18 protein-coding genes are annotated in these 20,484 nt (G+C 56.9%); 10 read left to right on the top strand and 8 right to left on the bottom strand.

From position 1 onward, the window contains the following. Positions 1 to 108: 108 nt before the first annotated feature. The 3 genes from ACG0Z5_RS05495 to ACG0Z5_RS05505 are packed head-to-tail and all read right to left on the bottom strand — an operon-like array spanning position 109 to position 3,039. Positions 109 to 588: a DUF1456 family protein gene (locus ACG0Z5_RS05495; protein WP_319628952.1), complete on the bottom strand. Its 480-nt coding sequence runs from the start codon at positions 586 to 588 to the stop codon at positions 109 to 111. A gap of 43 nt (positions 589 to 631) precedes the next feature. Next, positions 632 to 1,357, bottom strand: a complete 726-nt coding sequence (btsR, locus tag ACG0Z5_RS05500) for a two-component system response regulator BtsR (RefSeq protein WP_394445969.1) — start codon at positions 1,355 to 1,357, stop codon at positions 632 to 634. Then, positions 1,351 to 3,039, bottom strand: a complete 1,689-nt coding sequence (locus ACG0Z5_RS05505; RefSeq protein WP_394445971.1) for a LytS/YhcK type 5TM receptor domain-containing protein — start codon at positions 3,037 to 3,039, stop codon at positions 1,351 to 1,353. Before ACG0Z5_RS05505 ends, btsR begins: the two co-directional genes overlap by 7 nt. Before the next feature lie 212 nt (positions 3,040 to 3,251). Between ACG0Z5_RS05505 and mlrA the strand changes: the two genes are divergently transcribed. Continuing rightward, positions 3,252 to 3,983, top strand: a complete 732-nt coding sequence (gene mlrA, locus ACG0Z5_RS05510) for an HTH-type transcriptional regulator MlrA (protein WP_394445972.1) — start codon at positions 3,252 to 3,254, stop codon at positions 3,981 to 3,983. A gap of 59 nt (positions 3,984 to 4,042) precedes the next feature. Next, positions 4,043 to 4,156 (top strand): protein YohO, encoded by a 114-nt coding sequence (locus ACG0Z5_RS05515; RefSeq protein ID WP_319629017.1) that lies wholly within the window; start codon positions 4,043 to 4,045, stop codon positions 4,154 to 4,156. Here ACG0Z5_RS05515 and ACG0Z5_RS05520 read toward each other — a convergent pair. From ACG0Z5_RS05520 to ACG0Z5_RS05535, 4 genes are read right to left on the bottom strand one after another with little or no spacing between them, the layout of a single operon-like run. Continuing rightward, positions 4,131 to 4,868 (bottom strand): ABC transporter permease, encoded by a 738-nt coding sequence (locus tag ACG0Z5_RS05520; protein WP_394445973.1) that lies wholly within the window; start codon positions 4,866 to 4,868, stop codon positions 4,131 to 4,133. The two genes, ACG0Z5_RS05515 and ACG0Z5_RS05520, sit on opposite strands and share 26 nt — an antisense overlap. Next, positions 4,852 to 5,799 carry an ABC transporter ATP-binding protein gene (locus ACG0Z5_RS05525; RefSeq protein ID WP_394445974.1) on the bottom strand — a complete coding sequence of 316 codons (948 nt, stop codon included), beginning with the start codon at positions 5,797 to 5,799 and terminating at the stop codon, positions 4,852 to 4,854. The genes ACG0Z5_RS05520 and ACG0Z5_RS05525 overlap by 17 nt, the downstream gene beginning before the upstream one ends. Next, positions 5,792 to 6,949: an ABC transporter permease gene (locus ACG0Z5_RS05530; RefSeq protein WP_394445976.1), complete on the bottom strand. Its 1,158-nt coding sequence runs from the start codon at positions 6,947 to 6,949 to the stop codon at positions 5,792 to 5,794. Before ACG0Z5_RS05530 ends, ACG0Z5_RS05525 begins: the two co-directional genes overlap by 8 nt. Positions 6,950 to 6,953: 4 nt before the next feature. Then, entirely contained in the window at positions 6,954 to 7,871 is a 918-nt protein-coding gene (locus ACG0Z5_RS05535; RefSeq protein WP_394445978.1) for an ABC transporter substrate-binding protein, read from the bottom strand. A 406-nt stretch (positions 7,872 to 8,277) separates the two neighbouring features. Here ACG0Z5_RS05535 and ACG0Z5_RS05540 point away from each other — a divergent pair, with 406 nt between their 5' ends. From ACG0Z5_RS05540 to ACG0Z5_RS05565, 6 genes are all read left to right on the top strand, one after another. Further along, complete coding sequence (locus ACG0Z5_RS05540) at positions 8,278 to 9,108, top strand: transcriptional regulator (protein ID WP_394445980.1); 831 nt, start codon at positions 8,278 to 8,280, stop codon at positions 9,106 to 9,108. Between the two features lie 444 nt (positions 9,109 to 9,552). Next, the gene (locus ACG0Z5_RS05545; RefSeq protein ID WP_394445982.1) at positions 9,553 to 10,089 is read left to right on the top strand and encodes a fimbrial protein; all 537 of its coding nucleotides are present in this window, start codon (positions 9,553 to 9,555) and stop codon (positions 10,087 to 10,089) included. A 63-nt stretch (positions 10,090 to 10,152) separates the two neighbouring features. After that, on the top strand, positions 10,153 to 10,911 hold the full coding sequence (locus ACG0Z5_RS05550) for a fimbria/pilus periplasmic chaperone (protein WP_394445983.1): 759 nt from the start codon (positions 10,153 to 10,155) through the stop codon (positions 10,909 to 10,911). Next, positions 10,895 to 13,450 (top strand): fimbrial outer membrane usher protein, encoded by a 2,556-nt coding sequence (locus tag ACG0Z5_RS05555; RefSeq protein WP_394446147.1) that lies wholly within the window; start codon positions 10,895 to 10,897, stop codon positions 13,448 to 13,450. The genes ACG0Z5_RS05550 and ACG0Z5_RS05555 overlap by 17 nt, the downstream gene beginning before the upstream one ends. A gap of 4 nt (positions 13,451 to 13,454) precedes the next feature. Continuing rightward, the gene (stbD, locus tag ACG0Z5_RS05560; RefSeq protein WP_394445984.1) at positions 13,455 to 14,783 is read left to right on the top strand and encodes a fimbrial usher protein StbD; all 1,329 of its coding nucleotides are present in this window, start codon (positions 13,455 to 13,457) and stop codon (positions 14,781 to 14,783) included. Continuing rightward, entirely contained in the window at positions 14,749 to 15,486 is a 738-nt protein-coding gene (locus tag ACG0Z5_RS05565; RefSeq protein WP_394445986.1) for a fimbrial assembly chaperone, read from the top strand. The genes stbD and ACG0Z5_RS05565 overlap by 35 nt, the downstream gene beginning before the upstream one ends. A 65-nt stretch (positions 15,487 to 15,551) precedes the next feature. Here ACG0Z5_RS05565 and bglX read toward each other — a convergent pair whose 3' ends face one another. Continuing rightward, entirely contained in the window at positions 15,552 to 17,849 is a 2,298-nt protein-coding gene (gene bglX, locus ACG0Z5_RS05570; RefSeq protein WP_394445988.1) for a beta-glucosidase BglX, read from the bottom strand. A 199-nt stretch (positions 17,850 to 18,048) separates the two neighbouring features. Here bglX and dld point away from each other — a divergent pair, with 199 nt between their 5' ends. Both dld and ACG0Z5_RS05580 read left to right on the top strand, forming a co-directional pair. Then, positions 18,049 to 19,812: a D-lactate dehydrogenase gene (dld, locus tag ACG0Z5_RS05575; protein WP_394445989.1), complete on the top strand. Its 1,764-nt coding sequence runs from the start codon at positions 18,049 to 18,051 to the stop codon at positions 19,810 to 19,812. Between the two features lie 96 nt (positions 19,813 to 19,908). Next, positions 19,909 to 20,463 carry a GNAT family N-acetyltransferase gene (locus ACG0Z5_RS05580; RefSeq protein WP_394445991.1) on the top strand — a complete coding sequence of 185 codons (555 nt, stop codon included), beginning with the start codon at positions 19,909 to 19,911 and terminating at the stop codon, positions 20,461 to 20,463. The last annotated feature ends 21 nt before the right edge of the window (positions 20,464 to 20,484 follow it).

The following is a 20,484-nucleotide window of genomic DNA, read 5'->3' on the forward strand; positions in this document are numbered from 1 at the left end:
GTTCCATTTAAAAAGGGTCCATGATAAGCATGAACCCTTTTTACACCAGCCACCGGATCGGTCAACCGATCCTTAAACGATCGGCATTAGGAAATTTCCCGGCCTTTTTTATGCTTTTGGCTCTGGCTTGCCGCCGAAGCGAACCGTCAACCCGCGCAGGAAATAGCGTAAGAATTGATCGCCACATTCGCGATAATTTTTATGGTCCGGGGCACGCATCATGGCGGTGATTTCCGGCATGGAAACGCGGAACTGCTGCTGGGTCATGATAGCCAGAATATCGTCCGTTTTCAGGGAAAACGCGATCCGCAGTTTTTTCAGCACCAGGTTATTGTTCATCCGGCGATCGACAACCAGCGCCGGGGCGGATTCATCTTTTCCGCGCTTGTCGTAGATAAGTCCGTTGAGCAACAGCGACAGCATAATGTCCGGGCAGCGCTGAAAACCGGCGTCGTCTTCTTTACGCACCCATGCGTCGATAAGTTCAGGGGTGGCAACGGCTTCCGCCAGCGCCCACAGGCGCACCAGTCCGGCGTTGTTGGTTTTCAGGGTGTAGCGCAGGCTACGGATGATATCGTTACTGATCATGGCGTCTTAACTTGTTATTAGGCAAAGGCGAAGTGTACCAGTTTTACAACCCTAACGCCTCTTTCAGGGTCTTAAGGTAGCGGCGGCTCACCGGCACGGTTTGCCCGGCCCGCAGTATTAACTCCGCCTGACCGTTCTCCTCGAGGCGGATCTCTTTCAAATGCGACAGGTTCACCAGATACTGACGATGGCAGCGCAGCAGAGGCGTGCGGCTTTCAAGGGTGCGCAGCGTCAGTTCGGTATAGCCCTCTTTGCCCTCCCCGTCGGTGACAAAGACGCCGCTCATTCGGCTACTGACGAACGCCACGTCCTCCATTTGCAGCAGCCAGATCCGGCTGTGCCCGGTGCAGGGTATGAATTTCAGTCCCTGCTGGCTTTCACCAAACACCGACAAATCCTGTTGGTTACGGCTCACCTCCTGACGTAACCGCCCAAGGGTTTTATCCAGTCGGCTCTCCTCGATAGGCTTGAGCAGATAATCAAACGCGTGTTCCTCAAACGCCTTCACCGCATACTCATCAAAAGCGGTGAGGAACACCACCCACGGGCGATGTTCCGGGTCGAGCATGCCGATCATCTCCAGGCCACTGATGCGCGGCATCTGGATATCGAGAAACACCACATCGGGTCGCAGACGATGCACCGCGCCAATGCCTTCCACCGCGTTATCACATTCGCCCACGATGTCGATGTCAGTCTGCTTCTCCAGCAGAATGCGCAGATTCTCCCGCGCCAACGGTTCATCATCGACAATCAACACCTTCAGCATACGGTCTCCTCCACGGGCAGTCGCAGGGTTATACGGGTAAAGTTTTCAGGCTCGCAGGTGACGGTTATCCCGCACTCATCGCCAAAGCGCGCCCGGAGTCGTTTATCCACCAGGTTCATTCCCAGGCCGCTGGACTCTGCGTTGGGTTGATACAGCCCGGCATTATCTTCAATATCCAGCTGCAACCAGCGCTGATGCAGGCTGGCCTGAATGGTGATTTCGCCAATCCCCAGATGCTGCGAGGTGCCGTGCTTAATGGCATTTTCAACGATCGGCTGTAGCGTAAAGGCGGGCAACTGATGATGCGCCAGCGCCGACGGCACGTTGAGATGAACCTGCAATCGCGCCTGAAAACGGGCTTTTTCAATTTGCAGATACGCATTCACGTGCTCAATTTCATCCGCCAGGGTGACGATTTCAGACGGGCGCTTGAGATTTTTACGAAAGAAGGTCGACAGATACTGCACCAGCTGTCCGGCCTGTTCACTGTCGCGGCGAATCACCGCCTTAAGGGTATTCAGGGCGTTAAACAGGAAATGCGGATTGACCTGGGCGTGCAGAAGCTTGATTTCCGATTGCGTCAGCAGGGCTTTCTGCCGTTCATATTGTCCGGCGAGGATCTGCGCCGACAGCAGCTGAGCGATCCCCTCCCCCAACGTGCGGTTTATGGAGCTGAACAGGCGGTTTTTGGCTTCATAAAGTTTAATGGTGCCTATCACCCGCTGATTTTCGCCGCGCAACGGGATAACCAGCGTCGATCCGAGTTTGCAGTTGGGATGAATCGAACAGCGGTACGGCACTTCGTTCCCGTCGGCGTACACCACTTCCCCGCTGTCGATAGCTTTTTGGGTATAGCGCGAGGAGATAGGTTTGCCGGGCAGATGGTGATCGTCGCCGATCCCGGTGAAGGCCAGCAGCTTATCGCGATCGGTGATGGCAACCGCGCCGATATCCAGCTCCTGAATCAAAACTTGCGCCACCCGCATACTGTTTTCTTCATTAAAGCCCTGGCGCAAAATACCCTCCGTCGAGGCGGCTACCTTCAGCGCGGTGGCAGAAAACGCCGAGGTGTATTTCTCAAACATCGCCCGCTTGTCGAGCAAAATGCGCATAAACAGCGCCGCACCGACGGTATTGGTCACCATCATCGGGGCGGCAATGCTTTGCACCAGATGCAGCGCGTCATTAAAGGGTCGGGCGATCAGCAGGATGATCAGCATTTGCACGATTTCGGCGACAAAGGTAATCGCCCCCGCGGTGAACGGGTTAAAGACTTTATCGCTGCGCCCACGCCGCACCAGCACCAGATGCACCAGCCCGCCGAGCAGACCTTCAACAATGGTTGACACCATGCAGCTCAGGGCGGTCATGCCGCCCATCGAATAACGATGTAATCCGCCGGTTAAACCGACCAGACCACCGACCACCGGGCCGCCGAGCAGGCCCCCCATCACCGCACCTATCGCCCGGGTATTGGCAATCGAGTCTTCGATGTGCAGCCCAAAATAGGTGCCCATAATGCAAAAAATAGAGAAGGTGACGTAGCACAGCAACTTATGCGGCAGACGAACCGTGACCTGCATTAAGGGAATGAACAGGCGCGTTTTGCTCATCAACCAGGCGATAACCAGAAACACACACATCTGCTGAAGCAGCAGCAACACCAGATTAAATTCGTACATACCCTTAGACCGCCTGACCCATGAAAGCGCGTAACATACACGTTGCATCCAGGACTTTCCTTGACGCCTCAGGCAAAACGCGCAATTACCTGCGAGCGATCACACTTTTTCGCGCCTGGATAAGGATTTCCTGAACAAAAAACGAACGAATTTTCCGGATTCGTCTAACACCGTCTACAGTTATGATGGGGATACGCGAGCTGAGGTGATAGATGGCGCTTTACACGATAGGTGAAGTGGCTCTGCTTTGTGATATGAATCCGGTGACCCTCCGTGCCTGGCAGCGGCGTTATGGCCTGCTCAAACCCCAACGAACCGATGGCGGGCATCGGCTGTTTAACGATGATGACATCGACCGCATTCGCGAGATCAAACGCTGGATAGACACCGGCGTGCAGGTCAGCAAAGTGAAAACGCTACTCAGTGAAGGCACGCCCGAACAGCAAAGCGGCTGGCGCGAACATCAGGAAACATTGCTGCGCTTTCTGCAAGGCGGGCATCTCAATCGGCTCCGGCTGTGGATCAAAGAGCGCGGGCGCGATTACCCGGCGCAAACTCTGGTCACCCATCTGTTTATCCCACTTCGACTGCGGCTGCAAAGCTCTCAGCCCACGCTGCAGGCGCTGCTCAGCGTGCTCGACGGGCTACTTATCAATTACATTTCAGTGTGCATGGCCTCGGCGCGGAAACGTCAGGGCCGCGATGCGCTGGTGATCGGCTGGAACATTACTGATACCACCCGGCTGTGGCTTGAGGGCTGGGTAGCCTGTGAACAGGGATGGCGCGTGGACGTGCTGGCCCATTCCCTGCACCAGCTGCGCCCGGAGCTGTTTGACGGCCAGACGCTGCTGGTGTGGTGCGGCGATAGCTCCACCGTCGGCCAGCAGGAACAGCTGCAGCAGTGGCGTGACCAGGGGCTAAACGTGCTGCGGCTGGGTAATTAAGGGTTCATTAACAAGCGTGCTTCATCATATAATCCCCGGGTTAACATAAGGAGCACATGATGAAACCTGCCAAACTGGCTGTAATCACCCTCTTCGTTCTGATGGCCATTGGCGGTATTGGCGGCGTTATGCTGGCCGGTTACTCCTTTATCGTACGCGGTGGTGTCGGCTGAGTAGCCGCGCCAGACGCTCAAATGCCTGGTCAACCAGAATAGCTGCCAGCGCCACCAGCACCGCCCCCTGAATCACATAAGCCGTATTGAACCCGCTCAGGCCGATGATGATTGGCGTGCCGAGCGTATTGGCCCCTACCGTTGACGCAATGGTCGCAGTACCAATATTGACGATCGCCGAAGTGCGGATCCCGGCGACCATCACCGGCGCTGCCAGCGGCAGTTCAACCTTCAGCAACCGCTGCCAGCCGTTCATTCCCATTCCCTGCGCCACGCTGACCACGCTCGATGGAACCGAGGCCAGCCCGGCCAGCGTGCCCTGTAAAACAGGCAGTACGCCGTAGAGGATAAGGGCAATGATGGCCGGTTCGCGACCAAAACCCATCACCGGCACCGCAATGGCCAGCACCGCCACCGGCGGGAAGGTTTGTCCCATCGCGGCAATAGTTTCCACCAGCGAGCGGAATTCACGCCCCGCCGGGCGCGTGACCGCTATCCCTGCCCCGACGCCAATCACCGTTGCCGTCAGGCTGGAGATGCCCACCAGCCAGAAATGCGCCAGCGTCAGCGACCAGAAACTCTGCTGTTGATACAGAGGCCGCGGCAGTTCGGGAAACAGTGCGCCAAACAGCGGCCCGCTGTAAGGCATCAGCGTCAACAGCGCAATAAACAGCAAACACAGCCACAGGAGCGGATCACGGACGGCTTTCACCGGCATCCTCCCCACGCAGTAAATCAGCGAAATGTAACGTCCCGCACGGCATGCCTTCATCATTGACCACCGGCAACGCATCGCGACGACGAGCGACAAACAGCGACAACGCCTCGCGCAGTGACATTGACGCCCGCAGCGGTTCCCCATCAATCTGTTCATCGGTACGGACGTAATCCCCAACGCCCCGCAGCGACAACAGTCGCACTCCGAGCTCGCTGCGGCCAAAGAACTCGCGCACAAAATCGTTTTCCGGTGCGGTCAGCATCGACAGCGGCGTGCCCTGCTGCACGACCTCACCGTTGTCCATCAGCACCAGATGATCGGCCAGACGCAATGCTTCGTCGATATCGTGGGTCACCAGCACGATAGTGCGGCCCAGCAGTTGATGAATCCGGCGCATCTCCTGCTGTAACGCCCCTCGGGTCACCGGGTCGAGCGCGCCAAAAGGCTCATCCATTAACAGCACTTCGGGATTCGCCGCCAGCGCCCGCGCCACACCCACGCGCTGCTGCTGCCCACCGGACAACTGATGCGGCAGGCGATCGCGTAGAGAGACATCCAGCCCGAGTAGCGCCATCAGTTCGTCAATACGATCGTTAATCCGCGCCCGGTTCCATTTTTGCAGCTGCGGCACGGTGGCGATGTTTTGCGCCACCGTCCAGTGCGGGAACAGGCCGATAGACTGGATCGCGTATCCCATCCGACGGCGCAGCGCCAGCACCGGCTGCTGGCGAATATCTTCCCCGGCAAATCGGATAGTGCCGCGGTCATGTTCTTCCAGACGGTTAATCATCTTCAGGGTGGTGGATTTACCGGAACCCGACGTGCCAATCAGCACTGAAAACGCCCCCTCTTTGAGGTTCAGATCGAGGTTTTTGACCGCCGCTTTGCCATCAAAGATTTTGCTGACCTGTTGAAATTCAATCATGGGCTTCTCCCCCCAGTAAGGCTATCCACAGGCTGAACAGCGCATCCACAACCACTGCCAGGGCAATCACCGGGATAACGCCAAGCAGCACTAAATCCAGTGCGCTGCTGAGCAGGCCCTGAAACACCAGTGCACCAAAACCACCTGCACCAATCAGCGCTGCAACCACCGCCATGCCGACCGTTTGCACCGTCACTACCCGTAGACTGCGGAGCAGTACCGGCAGCGCCAGCGGCAACTGAACTTTCCAGAAGCGCTGGACGCGGCTCATGCCCATCGCCGATGCGCTTTCCAGCACATCGGCCGCGACCTGCTGCATGCCCGCCACTACGCCGCGCACCAGCGGCAACAGCGCGTACAGCACCAGCGCAATCAGCGCCGGCGTCAGGCCCGTGCCGCCAATGCCCCAGGACGACAGCCATGGGAAATGTTTGACCAGCCCGGCAAGTGGGGCGATCAGCAGGCCGAACAGCGCCACCGACGGAATGGTCTGGATAATATTGAGCACCGTAAAGACCCGCGTTTGCCGCGCCTGATGACGCCAGCACCACAGCCCCAACGGAACGCCAATCAGCAGGCCCGGCAGCAAAGTGCCAAACAGCAGGATCAGGTGCTGTTGTAGAGCGCTGTCAAATACGTCCTGGCGGTTGAAATACTCCTTTAGCAGCGACAGTGAATCCAGCTCGCCGGACCACAGCAGCGCCACCGGTAAAATCCAGATTTGCGCGTTGAGCAGCCAGCGCCACAGCGATTGCGGGGTCAGGCGGCGAATCGCCTCGCTACAGATGAGCAACGTCACCGCCAGCCACAGCCACAATCCGCTGCCGGGTGAGGTGCGCGCCAGCGGGCTGCCGGTTTCAGCCAGGAAAGAGGCGGCTTTCCCGCTGCTCCACAGCAAAAGGATAAACAGCGCCTGGGCTAAAATGAGGGTGAGTGCCACCGCCCCGCGCCCCGGGAGCAGGCTAAGCCCCACGAAGACCAGCGGAATGATGAGCAGTAAGGCCGGAGAAAAGTCCCAGATTTGCCACAGCTGGCGGCTTTCGCCCGACACCAACCGGTTGGCGGCATAATTAACAAACGGCAGAGCGGCGGCTGCCAGTGCAATTAGCACCAGCAGCAGCAGAACCCGGTTATGACAGGATATTCGCACGTACTTACTTCACCAGTCCCTGTTGTTTCAGCCAGTCAGCGGCCACTTTCTTCGCATCCAGCCCTTCTACCGCAATGCTGGCATTCAGTTTTTGCAGCGTCTTTTCATCGAGCTTTTCAAATACCGGCTTCAGCCATTCAGGAATTTGCGGATAAGCTTTCAGCACCGCTTCACGGATAACCGGAGCGGGGGCATAAATCGGCTGAACGCCTTTCGGATCGGTCAGGGTCTGCAAGCCGAGCGCCGCCACCGGACCGTCGGTGCCATACGCCATCGCCGCATTCACGCCCGACGTTTGCTGCGCCGCCGCTTTGATGGTTACCGCCGTGTCGCCACCCGCCAGGGACAAGAGCTGACTCTGGTCGAGTTTGAAATCGTAGGCCTTTTCAAAGGCCGGTAACGCATCCGGACGTTCAATAAACTCCGCCGACGCCGCCAGTTTGAAGGTGCCGCCTTTTTTCATATATGCGCCCAGGTCAGCCAGCGAGGTGAGTTTATTCTTCTCGGCCAAATCCTGACGTATGGCGATAGTCCAGGTGTTGTTCGCCGGAGCCGGGGTCAGCCAGATAAGCTTGTTCTGTTCGCCGTCGAGCTTTTTCACTTTCTCGTAGCCCTGGGCGGCATTTTTCCACGCCGGATCGTTTTCATCCTTAAAGAAGAACGCCCCGTTGCCGGTGTATTCAGGATAGATATCCAGTTCGCCAGAAGTAATCGCCCCGCGCACCACCGGCGTGGTGCCGAGCTGCACTTTGTTCACGGTTTTCACGCCGTGGCTGTCCAGTACCTGCAAAATAATGTTACCCAGCAGCGCCCCTTCGGTATCAATCTTCGAGCCCACCTTGACAGGTTCAGCCGCATGTAACGGCAGGCTGAGCGCGGCCAAAAGCGAAACGCCCGTTATCCACATCTTCTTAGTGATCATTCTCTTTTCCTCTTAAGCCTGCGTTTACAGGAGGTTAGAGAAAGCGTAGACCTGAATCAACGATTTATCATGAAAATAAGTCATTTCCTGAAATGATGCTAAGGCCTGACAGAAAGCGCATTACGCAACCGTTTTTTTGACAATTTATTAATGGCTTTCTTTTCTTTTATAGAAAAACATTAATTTTTTGCAGTGATACGTAAAGTCACCCACAAACCAGGCATAAAATGATATAAAACCCTAAGTTATGGGGCCTTCGCAAATTAAGATGTTAAGAATCATCTCATAGCCATAAAATGCACAACAACCTCTCTTAAAACTTACCTTAACTATAAAGGAGTAATACGCACTTCGGGCACTGATGCGACCCAAGTTTGCATATTGTACTGACAGACGGATCCGTAATATGAAATTCCTTTTTAATAAACAAGTTATATTCGATTCTGACACTGGATTGCTTGCGGCACACGATCAACAGGATGATCCGGTTCAAATCTCAAATCCTACAAAAAGATTATTAGTCCTCCTTCTGCAACATCAGGGAGAAGTAGTAAACCGAGAAATTATATTCAAAAAAGTCTGGGACGACTTTGGGATGGTATCAAGTAATAACAATCTAAATCATTGCATTAGTAAATTACGACGAATACTACGTAATTTAGGTATGGAGGAAGAAATAATCACCACCGTACCTAAAATGGGTTTTATGTTCCAGCAAGAAATAGAGGTGGAGCAATGCCCTGATCCCGTTGGTATTTTAGAGGACGAACTCGGCATGGCCTTAGAGTCTGCGACAAATACCTCCGCCCCGTCGATGGCCACCAGCAGGCAGTCCGGACCCTCTTTTCCCCGACCCGTTCAGGCCTATTGCTGGATTTCAGTCGCGGTTGCCACCCTCACCCTGTTGGCCTCAACCTGGTTCTGGTACATCAACCGTCCTCTGGACCGAAAGGAAGTATTTATTGGCGAAGCCGGAACCTGTAGCGTGTTGATTTCTGATAATTTACTGCACTCGAATGACGCGCCGAGCTTTAAAGAGGGCGTGCTGAGATATGCCCGTAATCTGAAACCGCACTGCACCAGCGATCAATATCTGCTGGTGATAAAAAGCCGCTCCTTTAAAACCTGGAGCCAGGATTTGTCACGCCTGTACATTATGCGCTGCGGTAATTTACGGGATAGCAAAGCGGAGGTGTGCTGGAGTCTGAGTGAACCGGTTCAATCCTCTCATAGCTAACTGAACCTGTTCCTTACCGCCATTTGCCCGATGTTCTCATCGGGCTTTTTTATTTCCGCGCCAAAATAATTGATCAAGATCAACTTATGAAATAAGCCTACCGACTCTATTTTTGATATAACAATCCCCCTCTCGCCAGTACCCCTACTTTTTACCTGCCATTAGGCGGTCACCTTCTACATTTTTTTAACATACCTAAATACAAACGCAGGATGATCCTCCACCCCATACTTTAATGCGCCCATTAATCAGCATTAAAAACTTAATAACAACCCGTTAATAGTTAATGATTACACATCGAGGGAATTATCTTAGGATTTTTCTCACATGATACCGGACGGTGTTAAGGGCGCATTCCCGCTGCTTAGCCAGGCAAGGTAGCCATGAGTCATCGCTTTATTGTCCCTGCGGGACAGTCTCAACTGGACATACAGGAAACACATCATGTTGAAAAAACGTTATCTCACTATTCTGACTGGCGCTCTGCTGGTATCCGCTAATGCCATGGCCCTGTCTGATAACACCATCAGCTTCCAGGGTGAAGTGACCGATGAAACGTGTTCGGTGGCCATCAACGGTAACCAGACCTCGCCGGTGGTATTACTGCCTACCGTCAGCAGCGCCGACCTGGCCGCCAGCGGTGACACTGCAGGCCCGGTGACGTTCGATATCGGTCTGACCGGCTGCACTGGCGACGCTGCCAATGAGACCAAAATCTCGACGGTCTTCGTCGGCAATCAGGTCACCACCAACGGCAACCTCGGTAATACCGGCACCGCTGGCAACGTCGAAGTGCAGCTGCTCGACACCACCGGGACTGAAATCAATCTCACCGATGGCTTCACCGGCGTAGGCGACCTGAAACTGGCTGCCGGGGCAACGGATGCCAGCGCCTCCTACACCGCGCAGTACTACGCCTCCGGCAAAGCCACCGCAGGTACTGTGGAAGCCACGCTGCAATACGCCGTTTCTTACCAGTAAGTTTGATTTGTCTCCGGGTGTCGCTCAGCGCCCGGAGACGTTTCGCCTCAGGGAGTTGTTGAGATGATGAAGGACCCTCTTCGCTACGCACGCCGCACGCTGCTCGCGGCCCTGTTTTTTGCGACCGCGATGAGCTGTCAGGCCAGCGTGACCATCATGGGTAGCCGTATTATCTATGCCTCCACGGCATCGTCCGTCGATGTGCAGCTTAAAAACAGCGACAGTTTCCCTTACGTGGTACAGACCTGGTTCGATGCTGGCGACGTGAACGCCCGACCGCAGGACAGCAACGCCGTGCCGTTTATCGCCACCCCGCCTATTTTCCGTATCCAGCCGAAAGCCGGTCAGGTGGTGCGCATCGTCTTTAGCAAATCCAAAGCCCTGCCGCAGGATCGGGAATCGGTGTACTGGTTTAACGCCCTGCAGTTCCCGCCCAGCAATCTCGGCGGCGATCGCCCGCAAAACAAAATGCTGGTGGTGCTGCGTACCCGCATCAAGCTGTTTTACCGCCCCGCCAGCCTCGGCGTGCCGGGTGCGCTGCTCAAAAAACTGCAAATTAAAGCGGTAAGAGACGCGAAAAAAGGCGCGGGGGTGGAAATCACCAACCCGACGCCGTGGTTTGCCTCGGTCAGCAACCTCAGTACGCGCGTGAACGGCGTCAGCCAAAACCTGACCGCCGATATGGTGGCCCCGTTTGCCAGCCAGACATTTTGGTTCACGGGTAAAGCCAGCGCACCGCAGGGCAATGGGAGTGTGAAAGTCACGCTGGTCAACGATCAGGGCGCACGGATGAGTGAAAGTTATGATGTTGTCTGGCGCTAATTTCAGGCCCAAAAGCCTCTCGGTCCTGATCGGCCTGCTGACCGCACACCCCGCCTGGGGGGACGAGTTTTACTTCGATCCGGCACTGTTTCAGGGGTCTGCCTACGGGGAGAATATTGGCCAGTTCAACCAGCAGCACATCGCTGCGGGCAGTTATCTGGTCGATATCTGGGTCAACGGTGAGCAGGTCAAAACCGGCGAAAAAATCACCTTCAGCGCACCGGAAAACGGCGGTGAACCGGCCCCGTGCCTGCCCGCGTCGGTGATGAAGGCGGCACAGTTGAAAGCCTTGCCTGAGGGGGAAAGTGACGACGCATGTCGCCCGCTGGCAGACTGGGCACCCGGTGCAAGCTGGGCGTTTGAATCCTCAACCTTACGCCTGCAGCTAGCGATCCCAATGGATGCCCTGACGCGCACCCCGCGCGGTTATATCGCGCCTTCCGAATGGGACAGCGGCGCACTGGCGCTGTTTTTACGCCATAACACCAGTTACACGGTGACGGAAAATACCGACAGCGATTACCGCTACCAGTATCTGTGGAGCGGGATTAATACGGGCACTAACCTCGGCCTGTGGCAGGTTCGCCATCAGGGTAATCTGCGCTACGTCGACAGCAGCCAGACCGGCAGCGCCTATCGCTACAATGCCGTACGCACCTGGGTTCAGCGGCCGATTACGACGCTTAACAGTGTGATGACCGTGGGCGACAGCTACACCGATTCCAGCCTGTTTGGTAGCCTGTCGTTTAACGGCGTGAAGCTGGCAACCGACGAACGCATGTGGCCGCAGGGCAAGCGCGGCTATGCGCCGGAAGTGCGCGGCGTGGCGGCGAGCAGTGCGCACGTGATAATCCGCCAGTTAGGTAAAGTCATCTACGAAACCAACGTCCCGCCGGGCGCGTTTGTCATTGATGACCTGTACAACACCCGCAACCAGGGCGACCTGACCGTTGACGTGGTCGAAGCCAGCGGCAAAATTTCCTCGTTTATCGTGCCCTACTCTGCGGTACCGGATTCGGTGCGCCCGGGCAACTGGCACTACTCGCTGGCGCTGGGTCGCGTGCGGCAGTATTACAGCGTCAACAACGATTTCTTCGAAGGCACCCTGCAACGTGGGGTCAGCAATAGCGTCACGGTTAACCTCGGCTCGCGGATAGCGGAAGACTATCAGGCGTGGCTGGCGGGCGGCGTGTGGGCGACCGGCGTCGGGGCGTTTGGCATGAACGCCACCTGGTCCAACGCCCGGGTGCAAAACGATGAACGTCAGCAGGGCTGGCGCGCCGAGCTGAGTTACAGCAAAACCTTTACCTCTGGCACCAACCTGGTGCTGGCGGCGTACCGCTATTCCACCCAGGGTTTCCGCGAATTGCAGGACGTGCTCGGCGTGCGTCGCGAACAGGCGACCGGCACCGATTATTACTCCGATAGCCTGCAACAGCGTAACCGACTGTCGGCCACCGTCAGCCAGCCGTTAGCCGACTATGGCACCTTAAACCTGAGTGCCAGCAGCGCGGATTACTACGGCAATAAATCCCGGGTAACCCAGTTGCAGCTGGGCTACAGCAACCAGTGGAACCGTATCAGCTACGGGGTGAATGTCGCTCGCCAGCGCACCAGCTGGCAAAACACCCGGTTCTACAACGGCGTGGATGATCCGCCGGACAGCAGCAGCCAGCAGCAGTACACCGAAACCACGGTATCCCTGAACGTCTCGGTGCCGTTTGACTGGGGCACCAGCCGCTCCTCTGTTGCGATGAACTACAACCAGTCGAGCCAGAGCCGTTCGTCCACCTTGTCGATGAGCGGTTCCGCCGGAGAGCACAACGATTTCTCGTGGTCGATGTACGGCGGCTACGAGCGTTATCGCAATGGGGCCAGCGGCAGTTCAAGCACCTTTGGCGGCAGCGCGCAGGAAAATACCCGTATTGGGTCAGTGCGCGCCAGCTATGACCAGGGCGAAAACTACCGACAGAGTTCGCTCGGTGCTTCCGGCACGATGGTGTTACACCCCGGTGGGCTGACCTTCGGGCCGTATGCCAGTGAAACCTTTGCGCTCATCCATGCCGAAGGCGCTCAGGGCGCAGTGGTGCAGAACGGCCAGGGGGCGGTGATCGACCGCTCGGGTTACGCCATCATGCCGTCGCTGTCGCCGTACCGCAGCAACAACATCAGCCTCGACACCCGCACCATGACCAGCGATGCGGAACTGACCGGCGGCAGCCAGCGCGTGGTGCCTTACGCCGGGGCCATTGCCCAGGTGAACTTCGCCACCCTGAAAGGCAAAGCGGTGCTGATTAATCTCAAAGCCAGCGATGGCCGCGTGCCGCCGATGGGGGCCGACGTGCTCGACGGCGAGGGGACGGTTATCGGCATGGTCGGTCAGGGCGGGCAGATTTACGCCCGCATTGCCGAGACATCGGGCTCGCTGCGGGTACGTTGGGGGACCGGTAGAGCCCAGGCCTGCTACGTTCGCTATCAGCTGAACCTCGACAGCGAGGCCGATATCATCCATTTGAATAAAATCTGTGAGAAGGAATAACGGTATGCGTTTCCGCGCCCGATCGTTTCTGTTTATCGTCGGCCTGCTGCTCAGCGCCTCGCCGTGGGCCAACTGCATCAAAGTCACCAGCACCTCGTCGCTGTCAGCGGCGGCGATTGCGGCAGGTTATACCGCCGCCAGCTGGACCGGGGCGTGTGATACCTGCTCCGGTAATATCGGCCTGCCTGCCACCATCAGCCTGAACAGCGGGAGCAACTTTCAGCCCTCCGGCACCCTGCTGGCGAGCGCGGTGGGCAATTTCCTGACCAGTGCCACCAATAAAGCCTATTCCAGCAACCAGATCCTGTACCGCTGCCAGCTGGCGGATGCGGGCAGTTTGTTCGAAATGTACGCCACCAACGGCGATAACGCCTACACCGGGAAGTACACCACCAATGAAGTGGACGGGGCTTACTACGACGTGGCGAAAAACGTGGCGGTGCGCATCACCAACCTCAGCTCCGGGGAGTATTACAGCCGCTACTGGAAACAGCGCCAGCTTACGGCCGACAGCTGGTATCAGGACGGGACCTACATCTACATTCCCGCCAGCGCGTTCAGCAACGTGCTGTACGAGATGTATAAAATCAGCTCCACCAGCTATTACGTCAGCGCCGCCAATATGTACAAAGACGCCTACACCCAACCGCGCGGCTATATCGCCTTTAAGGGGCCAGGGCTGGATACCAACGCCCTGACCGCCGGGATGGATAGCCTTTCCTATTTCTACGGCTGGTACGGTAACTGGCCCGGAGCGTGGAGCACCTGGAATAACGTGACCTACGTGCGCGGGGCGCTGTGTGAGGTAAAAGATTACCCGTCGGTGGTGCTGTTACCGACCATCAGTAGCGCCGCCCTGCAATCGGGCGGCAGCAGTCAGGCCCCGTTCACCGTTAGCCTGCAGTGCGAATCCGGCGCGAGATCGAGCACCAGTGCATCAACCCTCAGTTCGGCCAACGTCGCCATGGGCTTTCTGGTCAATCAACCCACGGCGGTGGCTGCCGCCAAAACGCTGGGGCTGGTCACCTCCGGCGGGGGATTAACCTGGCTGCTGGATAACCACTATGGCACCAGCGGCGTGGCCTCCGGCGTCGGGATCCGCATCTATAACCGCACCGGCTCGGCGCTCAATTTGCTGCCGGACAGGGCCACTACCGGCACCGGCAACGCGCGCGGCTGGTATGCATACCAGGATCTGACCTCGCTGGTTTCTTCCGATACGGTCAATACATGGAGCGGCGATTTTACCGCCTCACTCGAGGCGCTCAATGGGCAAACAGTCACGGCAGGTACGGTTAATGCGCAGTTACAGGTGGTGGTCAGTTTTCAGTAAAGCGTGTGTGGGGCTGGCTTTCTCCATCGCCACGGCCAGTGCGGCGGTGAATATCGACCGCACAAGGCTCATCTTTGCCTCAGCGGATCAGGTGCAGTCGCTGAACCTGTCCAATGACAGCGCAACGCCGATGCTTATTCAGGCGTGGACCGATAACGGCGACCCCAACGCCTCCCCGGACACCAGCCATACCCCACTGGTGGTGATGCCGCCGGTGTTCAGGATGCTGCCCGGCGAGCTGCGGTCGCTGCGGCTGATGCTCAGTTCGCGCCAGAAGCTGGCGGCCGACAGGGAGAGTCAATTCTGGCTGAATATCTATCAAATTCCGCCCAATACGCGCCCGGCAGATAACGGAACTCGCAAAGTGATTCTGCCGCTGCGTCTGCGCCTGAAGGTGTTTATTCGCCCGGCAGGCCTCGCTGCCCCGCAGGAGCGCGACGAACAACAGCTGCGCTTTATCCTCAACGGCAGCACGTTACGCATTGAAAACCCTACACCGTGGTTTATGAGCCTGAGCGTGCAGCCCGGTCGGCAGAAAGCGATTAGTGGGCTGATGGTGGCCCCCAAGGCAATGCTTGAGGTGCCGCTGAACGCCGCATTGAATGCAGGGGAAAAGGTGAGCTACGAAGTGATTACCGATTCGGGCAACACGCGCAGTTACCGCGTTTCGCCACAAATTGGAAAACAGGGAAAACAGGAATAACAAAAAGAGTGTGAAAAGCACGATTTCGCCCCTTACCGTCCCGTGCGGTAAGGGGCATTTTTTTATTACTGCAGTTCGAACTCGCCCTGCTTCACGCGGGCGGAATCGACGCCGATAAAGACGTTGAATTTGCCAGGCTCTGCGGCATATTTCATCTGCTGGTTCCAGAACTTCAGTGCGTCCACGTCAATCGGGAAGCTGACGGTCTGGGTTTCGCCCGGCTTAAGCGTCACTTTCTTAAAGCCACGCAGCTGTTTCACTGGACGGCTCATCGACGCGGTCACATCCTGGACGTACATCTGCATCACGGTCGCACCTTCACGCTTGCCGGTGTTGGTCACGTCTACGCTGGCGGTGACGCTGCCGTCGGCCTTCATGGTTGGAGAAGACATTTTCACGTCGGAGACGTTAAAGGTGGTGTAGCTCAGACCATAACCAAACGGATACAGCGGGCCGTTGGCTTCATCGAAGTAACGGGAGGTGTACTTATTTGGCTTGTCGGCGTTATACGGCCGACCGGTGTTGAGGTGGCTGTAATAGGTCGGGATCTGCCCTACGGAACGTGGGAAGGACATCGGCAGCTTACCGGACGGGTTGTAGTCCCCGAACAGCACATCGGCGATGGCGTTCCCGCCTTCAGTCCCGGCAAACCAGGTTTCCAGAATGGCATCAGCCTGCTGATCTTCCTGCACCAACGTTAACGGACGACCATTCATCAGCACCAGCACCAGCGGTTTTCCGGTGGCTTTCAGCGCGGCAATCAAATCTTTTTGGCTCTGCGGAAGGCTGATTTCGGTGCGGCTGGAGGCTTCATGCGCCATGCCCTGCGCTTCACCGACGACCGCCACGACCACGTCAGATTGCTTCGCCGCCGCAACCGCTTCATCAATCATCGCCTGCGGAGAACGGGTGTCGACTTTCACCGCTTCTTCATACTGATTGAGGAAGTCGACGATGCCTTTATCGTTGGTGACATTGGCGCCTTTGGCGTAAATCACTTTGGCGCTATCGCCGACGGCGGATTTGATCCCGTCCAGCACCGGCACCGACTGATCGGCCACGCCAGCGGCAGACCAACTGCCCATCACATCACGTTTGCTGTCTGCCAGCGGCCCAACCACTGCCAGGGTGCCGGATTTTTTCAGCGGCAGCGTCTCCAGACGGTTTTTCAGCAGTACCAGGCTTTCGCGCGCCACCTGGCGGGCATCCTGACGGTGCAAACGGCTTTCGGCATTGGTGTCCTGCGGGTCGGACTCTTTCGGCCCCAGGTGGCTGTACGGATCGTTAAACAGCCCCATGTCATATTTAACGTTCAGCACGTGGCGGGTGGCATCGTCGACCTCCGCCATCGTCACTTTGCCGCTCTTGATCAGGTCCGGCAGATATTTGCTGTAGTACTCGTCGCTCATGCTCATGTCGATCCCCGCCTTCAGCGCAACGCGAACAGCGTCAGCCGGATCGGCGGCGGTACCGTGTTTGATGAGCTCTTTGATTGCCCCGTGATCGGAAATGGTGATCCCTTTGAAGCCCCACTCTTTACGCAGAACATCTTTCAGCAGCCACGAGTCGGAGGTCGCAGGAGTGCCGTTCAGAGAGTTCAGCGCCACCATCACCCCGCCGCTACCCGCATCCAGCCCGGCTTTGTAAGGCGGCATATAGTCGTTGAACAGACGCTGCGGGCTCATATCGACGGTGTTGTACTCTTTCCCACCCTCGACGGCGCCATAGGCGGCGTAGTGTTTGACGCTGGTCATCACCGAATAACGGTCCGCTGGGCTTTTGCCCTGCATCGCTTCAACCATGGTTTTACCCATCATCGAAGTTAAGTAAGTGTCTTCGCCGAACCCTTCGGAGCCACGACCCCAGCGCGGATCGCGTGAGACGTCAACCATCGGCGCCCAGGTCATGTTCAGGCCATCGTCGGCGGCTTCATAAGCAGAAATACGCCCTACCGTGCGCACCGCATCGAGGTTGAAGGAAGAGGCAAGGCCCAGGCTAATCGGGAAGACGGTGCGCTGGCCATGAATCACGTCGTAGGCAAAGAAGAGAGGAATTTTCAGGCGGCTGAGTTGCATGACCTGATCCTGCATGGCGCGAATATCCTGGCGGGTCACGGTGTTAAAAATCGCCCCAACCTGCCCGGCTTTGATCATGTCACGAATGGCTTCTTTTGGGTTATCAGGGCCGACGCTAATCAGACGCAGCTGGCCGATTTTCTCATCAACGGTCATTTTCTTCAGCAGACTGGTCACAAACGCATCGCGCGCCTGCGGCGTCAGCGGATGGTTGCCGAACATTTCGTCAGCCAGCGCGGGTTGCAGCGCAAGGCTTACGGCGACGCCTACAGAACAAAGCCATTTCATCTTCTCTTCTCTCTCTTCAGTCCGGGTATCTTGGAAAAGTCTGCCAAAAAACAGCAGTTTGCCCAGTATGTCGCTATTAAGCAAAGGTTATGCTCTGAATTTTAACTGAATTCCTGCACAAAATTGTCATACAAAGCGCTATCCTTGAGGCACGCTAAAATCCCCTCATCGCACTTTACTCATCACAAGGAGTGAGAAAATGTCTTCAACTACAACGATTGATAATCACGCATTTCTCTCTGAACTGACCCGCCTTGTCGGCCATTCGCACCTGCTGACCGACCCGGCTAAAACCGCCCGTTATCGCAAGGGCTTCCGCTCCGGGCACGGTGACGCCCTTGCCGTGGTATTCCCCGGCTCGCTGCTGGAACTGTGGCGGGTGCTGAGCGCCTGCGTGCAGGCCGACAAAATCATTTTGATGCAGGCGGCCAATACCGGCCTGACCGAAGGCTCCACCCCGAGCGGCAACGATTACGATAGGCAGATTGTGATTATCAGCACGCTGCGCCTCGATAAACTGCACCTGATCGACAACGGCAAGCAGGTGCTGGCGTATCCGGGGACCACGCTCTATTCGCTGGAAAAAGCGCTGAAGCCGCTCGGGCGCGAACCGCACTCGGTGATCGGCTCATCGTGCATTGGCGCGTCGGTGATCGGCGGGATCTGCAATAACTCCGGCGGCTCGCTGGTGCAACGTGGCCCGGCTTATACCGAAATGTCGCTGTTTGCCCGCATTAACGAAGACGGCAAACTGCAGCTGGTGAACCATCTCGGGATTGATTTGGGTGAAACGCCGGAGCAAATCCTCAGCAAGCTTGATGACGATCGCCTGAAAGACAGCGACGTGCGACACGACGGCCGCCATGCCCACGATCACGACTACGTCACCCGCGTACGCGACGTCGATGCCGATACCCCGGCGCGCTATAACGCCGACCCGGAGCGTCTGTTTGAATCCTCCGGCTGCGCCGGGAAGCTGGCGGTGTTCGCCGCCCGACTCGATACCTTTGAAGCGGAAAAACGCCAGCAGGTGTTTTACATCGGCACCAATCAACCGGCGGTGCTGACCGAAATCCGCCGTCATATGCTGGCCAACTTTGCCAACCTGCCGGTGGCCGGGGAGTATATGCACCGTGACATTTACGACATCGCGGAGCAGTACGGGAAAGACACCTTCCTGATGATCGACAAACTCGGCACCGATAAAATGCCGTTCTTCTTCAACGCCAAAGGCCGGGCCGATGCGATGCTGGAGAAGGTGCCGCTGTTTAAGCCGCACTTTACCGACCGCTTTATGCAGAAGCTGGGGCACGTCTTCCCGGCGCATCTGCCGGAACGGATGAAAAATTACCGTAACCAGTACGAACACCATTTAATGCTGAAAATGGCAGGCGAGGGTATCGACGAAGCGCAGACCTGGCTGACTGACTATTTCAAAACCGCCGAAGGTGCATTCTTTGCCTGTACGCCAGAAGAAGGCAGCAAGGCATTTCTGCATCGCTTCGCAGCGGCGGGCGCGGCCATTCGTTATCAGGCGGTCCATGCCGACGAAGTGGAAGACATTCTGGCCCTGGATATTGCCCTGCGCCGCAATGACACCGAATGGTTCGAACAGCTGCCGCCGGAGATAGACAGTCAGCTGGTGCACAAGCTCTATTACGGCCACTTTATGTGCCACGTTTTCCATCAGGATTATATTGTGAAGAAAGGCGTGGATGCTCACGCCCTGAAGGATCAGATGCTGGCCCTGCTACGCGAGCGCGGCGCGCAATATCCTGCCGAACACAACGTCGGCCATCTTTATGAAGCTGCCGACAGCTTAAAACAGTTTTATCGTGAAAATGATCCTACAAACAGCATGAACCCCGGGATTGGCAAGACCAGTAAGCAGAAATATTGGGGCGAGAGCCGCGCGCCGGAAGATGCTGCACGCGTAACTGAAGCCGAAGCCCCCCTAAAATAAGTGGGTAGTAGTGTATTGCCGCTTAACTCCGATTACAGTAGGCCAAAGGGCCAGAGAAACGTTTCTCTGGCCGGGCAGGTTTGAGGAGTTATCGGCATGTCAGTGGCAGATGTTCTATACGGCACAGAAGTGGAAATACGTGAGGCCAGCCCGGACGACGCGCATGCGATTGCCGCCCTTTACGCCTGGCATGTGTTAAACGGCCGCGCCTCTTTCGAAGAAATCCCCCCCACCGTCGACGAGATGCGCGACCGGATGCACGCTATCAGCGAACAGGGCCTGCCCTGGCTAGTGGCGCTGTATCGCGGGATTATCGTCGGCTACTGCTATGCCAGCCACTATCGCCCTCGCCCGGCCTATCGTTATACCCTCGAAGAATCCATATATGTCGATGCCAGCATGACCGGGCGCGGCGTGGGCAGCACCTTGCTCACCCGGCTGATTGAACTCTGCGAGCAGGGTCCGTGGCGGCAAATGGTGGCGGTTGTGGGTGATGGCAATAGTAATTCCGGTTCGCTGCGGCTGCATAAAAAACATGGGTTTGAGGTGGCCGGACAGCTGCGAAGCGTCGGCTATAAGATGGGTGACTGGCGTGATACGTTGATTATGCAGCGCCCACTCAACGATGGTGACTGGACGCTGCCGGAATAGTCTGTCTCGCCCGGTAGCACT

Source organism: Scandinavium sp. M-37 (assembly GCF_043558715.1).
Lineage (GTDB): Bacteria > Pseudomonadota > Gammaproteobacteria > Enterobacterales > Enterobacteriaceae > Scandinavium > Scandinavium vulneris_A.

What these genes read in the sequence shown, in the direction of transcription:
- mlrA (WP_394445972.1), top strand. Translation starts at nt 3,252, where the DNA reads ATGGCGCTTTACACGATAGGTGAAGTGGCTCTGCTTTGTGATATGAAT.
- ACG0Z5_RS05545 (WP_394445982.1), top strand. Translation starts at nt 9,553, where the DNA reads ATGTTGAAAAAACGTTATCTCACTATTCTGACTGGCGCTCTGCTGGTA.
- ACG0Z5_RS05580 (WP_394445991.1), top strand. Translation starts at nt 19,909, where the DNA reads ATGTCAGTGGCAGATGTTCTATACGGCACAGAAGTGGAAATACGTGAG.
- ACG0Z5_RS05565 (WP_394445986.1), top strand. Translation starts at nt 14,749, where the DNA reads ATGCGCAGTTACAGGTGGTGGTCAGTTTTCAGTAAAGCGTGTGTGGGG.
- ACG0Z5_RS05515 (WP_319629017.1), top strand. Translation starts at nt 4,043, where the DNA reads ATGAAACCTGCCAAACTGGCTGTAATCACCCTCTTCGTTCTGATGGCC.
- ACG0Z5_RS05540 (WP_394445980.1), top strand. Translation starts at nt 8,278, where the DNA reads ATGAAATTCCTTTTTAATAAACAAGTTATATTCGATTCTGACACTGGA.
- ACG0Z5_RS05505 (WP_394445971.1), bottom strand. Translation starts at nt 3,039, where the DNA reads ATGTACGAATTTAATCTGGTGTTGCTGCTGCTTCAGCAGATGTGTGTG.
- ACG0Z5_RS05555 (WP_394446147.1), top strand. Translation starts at nt 10,895, where the DNA reads ATGTTGTCTGGCGCTAATTTCAGGCCCAAAAGCCTCTCGGTCCTGATC.
- ACG0Z5_RS05535 (WP_394445978.1), bottom strand. Translation starts at nt 7,871, where the DNA reads ATGATCACTAAGAAGATGTGGATAACGGGCGTTTCGCTTTTGGCCGCG.
- ACG0Z5_RS05525 (WP_394445974.1), bottom strand. Translation starts at nt 5,799, where the DNA reads ATGATTGAATTTCAACAGGTCAGCAAAATCTTTGATGGCAAAGCGGCG.
- btsR (WP_394445969.1), bottom strand. Translation starts at nt 1,357, where the DNA reads ATGCTGAAGGTGTTGATTGTCGATGATGAACCGTTGGCGCGGGAGAAT.
- ACG0Z5_RS05550 (WP_394445983.1), top strand. Translation starts at nt 10,153, where the DNA reads ATGATGAAGGACCCTCTTCGCTACGCACGCCGCACGCTGCTCGCGGCC.
- dld (WP_394445989.1), top strand. Translation starts at nt 18,049, where the DNA reads ATGTCTTCAACTACAACGATTGATAATCACGCATTTCTCTCTGAACTG.
- stbD (WP_394445984.1), top strand. Translation starts at nt 13,455, where the DNA reads ATGCGTTTCCGCGCCCGATCGTTTCTGTTTATCGTCGGCCTGCTGCTC.
- ACG0Z5_RS05495 (WP_319628952.1), bottom strand. Translation starts at nt 588, where the DNA reads ATGATCAGTAACGATATCATCCGTAGCCTGCGCTACACCCTGAAAACC.
- bglX (WP_394445988.1), bottom strand. Translation starts at nt 17,849, where the DNA reads ATGAAATGGCTTTGTTCTGTAGGCGTCGCCGTAAGCCTTGCGCTGCAA.